Annotated in this window: 4 protein-coding genes; all 4 read left to right on the top strand. The window is 73.5% G+C overall.

Features of this window, described 5'->3' with window-relative positions; all coding sequences use genetic code 11:
- On the top strand, positions 1 to 1,267 hold a 1,267-nt coding region (locus tag ABT08_RS13020; RefSeq protein ID WP_288115238.1), incomplete at its 5' end, for a heavy metal translocating P-type ATPase.
- 25 nt (positions 1,268 to 1,292) lie between these two features.
- Positions 1,293 to 1,415: a hypothetical protein gene (locus ABT08_RS13015; RefSeq protein ID WP_268768652.1), complete on the top strand. Its 123-nt coding sequence runs from the start codon at positions 1,293 to 1,295 to the stop codon at positions 1,413 to 1,415.
- Positions 1,412 to 1,570: a YHS domain-containing protein gene (locus tag ABT08_RS13010; protein ID WP_327037316.1), complete on the top strand. Its 159-nt coding sequence runs from the start codon at positions 1,412 to 1,414 to the stop codon at positions 1,568 to 1,570. Before ABT08_RS13015 ends, ABT08_RS13010 begins: the two co-directional genes overlap by 4 nt.
- Before the next feature lie 30 nt (positions 1,571 to 1,600).
- The gene (locus ABT08_RS13005; RefSeq protein ID WP_036286071.1) at positions 1,601 to 2,218 is read left to right on the top strand and encodes a hypothetical protein; all 618 of its coding nucleotides are present in this window, start codon (positions 1,601 to 1,603) and stop codon (positions 2,216 to 2,218) included.
- Positions 2,219 to 2,268: the final 50 nt, after the last annotated feature.

The raw sequence follows: 2,268 nt of genomic DNA, 5'->3' as shown, positions 1-2,268 counted from the left end.
GACCGGGAAGGCGCAGGTGCAGCGCCTCGCCGACCGGGTCTCCGCGATCTTCGTCCCCATCGTCATCGCCCTCGCCATCGTCGCGTTCACGGTGTGGCTGCTGGTCGGCGCCTCCCCGGAGGTCGCGTTCACCGCCGCGGTGACGACGCTGATCATCGCGTGCCCCTGCGCGCTCGGGCTCGCGACCCCGACCGCGCTGCTGGTCGGCACCGGGCGAGGCGCGCAGCTGGGCATCCTCATCCGCGGACCGCAGGTGCTGGAGCAGACCCGCCGCATCGACACCGTGGTGCTGGACAAGACCGGCACCATCACCGCCGGCACCATGACCGTGACCGCCACCCACCCCGCCGCAGGGACCGACGAGACGGAGCTGGTGCAGGTCGCCGGGGCGCTCGAGCACGGCTCCGAACACCCCATCGGCCGCGCCATCACCAACGCGGCCAGCGGCCCGCTCGCGGCAGTGGAATCGTTCGCCGCGGTGGCCGGGCAGGGCGTGCAGGGCATCGTCGACGGCCGCCTGGTCGCCGCCGGCCGCGCCTCCTGGATCACCACCCAATGGGCGCTCCCCATCCCCGCCGAGCTCGCCGACACCATCGCGGCGGACGAGGCGGCGGGAGCGACGGTCACGGTGGTGGCGTGGGACGGGCAGGTGCGCGGGGCGATCAGCGTCGCCGACACCATCAAACCCACCAGCCGTGAGGCGGTCACCCGGCTCCGAGAGCTCGGGTTGACCCCGATCCTGCTCACCGGCGACAACCCCGGCGCCGCCCGCGCGATCGCCAACCAGGCCGGGATCGAGGACGTCCGCGCCGGGGTCACCCCACAGGGCAAGCTCGACACCATCCGCGACCTGCAGGCCGCGGGCCGGGTGGTCGCGATGGTCGGCGACGGCGTCAACGACGCCGCAGCCCTCGCCGCCGCCGACCTCGGGATCGCGATGGGCACCGGCACCGACGCGGCCATCACCGCCGCGGACCTGACCATCGTCTCCGGCGACCTGATGCTGGTCCCGGACGCGATCCGGCTGGCCCGCCGCACCCTGGGCACGATCAAGGGGAACCTTTTCTGGGCGTTCGCGTACAACGTCGCCGCGATCCCGGTCGCGATGCTCGCCCTGCTCAACCCCATCCTCGCCGCCGCGGCAATGGCGTTCAGCAGCGTGTTCGTCGTCACCAACAGCCTCCGCCTGCGCCGCTTCCGCCCCCTGCCCACCCCGACCCGTGCCGGCGCCCCCGCCACCCGAGAGCCCGCGCCCGTCCAGGCCTAACCATCGCTCGAGAAGGAGACACACCATGTCCCACGACCACGACCACTCCGGGCACGACCCACGCACGGGCACGACCGTGGAGGACACGAGCATGGTGCGCACGAGCATCACCATCACGAGCCGCCGGCGGGGGCGACGAACCTGGTGACCTGTCCGGTGATGCCCGGCAACCAGGTCGACCCGGCCTGGGCCGAGCAGCGCGGCCTGTTCCGCGACTACCAGGGCAGCCGGTACTGGTTCTGCTGCGCCGAGTGCGGGCCGCTGTTCGACGCCGACCCGGCCCGCTACGCGCACGCCGCCTGACCGGCCAGATAACCCGGTCGGAGATAGAGGGTGGACACGGCGGTCGGGCTGGTGCAGGCGTACCTGCGGGTCAACGGCTACTTCACCGTCGCCGAATACCCCGTGCTGGACGCCACCGGTCCCGGCGGTCCCCGCACCATCACCGACCTGGACATCCTCGCCGTACGGCTGCACCGCGCACCGGGAGCGTCCGGGACCGTCGACGCACCGCTGGACCCGGCCCTGGGCGCCGGGGGCGGAGCGGACATGATCCTCGGCGAGGTCAAGGAAGGCCGCCCGCACCCCAACCCGGCGATGCGGGACCCGGCCGTGCTGGAAGCCGCGTTCACCCGGTTCGGGTGCTGCGCCCCGACCGATGCCGCCCGGCTGGTCGCCGAACTGCTGGAAACGGGACGGACGGTGGCGCCGGAAGGGCACACGATCCGCACGGTCGTGTTCGGCAACCCCACCTCCCCGCCCGGGGCGGGGGCGCCGTGGCACACCGTCCCGTTCGCCCGGGTGCTGCGCTACCTCGAAGACCACCTGAGCGCGCACTGGGGCATCCTCGGCCGCACCCAGATCAAGGACGACACCCTCGCCCTGCTGGCCTTGCGGGAGAAGGCCCACCGCGCCGCGACCGGCGCCTCCCGCCAGGGCACGGACCGGTAGGGCGGGTCATGGCGGGGGAGCGTGTGCACACGCAGGGGGAGCCGGTGTGG

The organism is Microbacterium sp. SCN 71-21, assembly GCF_001725695.1.
Taxonomy (GTDB): Bacteria; Actinomycetota; Actinomycetes; order Actinomycetales; family Microbacteriaceae; genus Microbacterium; species Microbacterium ginsengisoli.
Note: the sequence above shows the minus strand (reverse complement) of the source record. Positions and strands in the feature narration are given on the sequence as shown.

What these genes read in the sequence shown, in the direction of transcription:
- ABT08_RS13015 (WP_268768652.1), top strand. Translation starts at nt 1,293, where the DNA reads ATGTCCCACGACCACGACCACTCCGGGCACGACCCACGCACGGGCACG.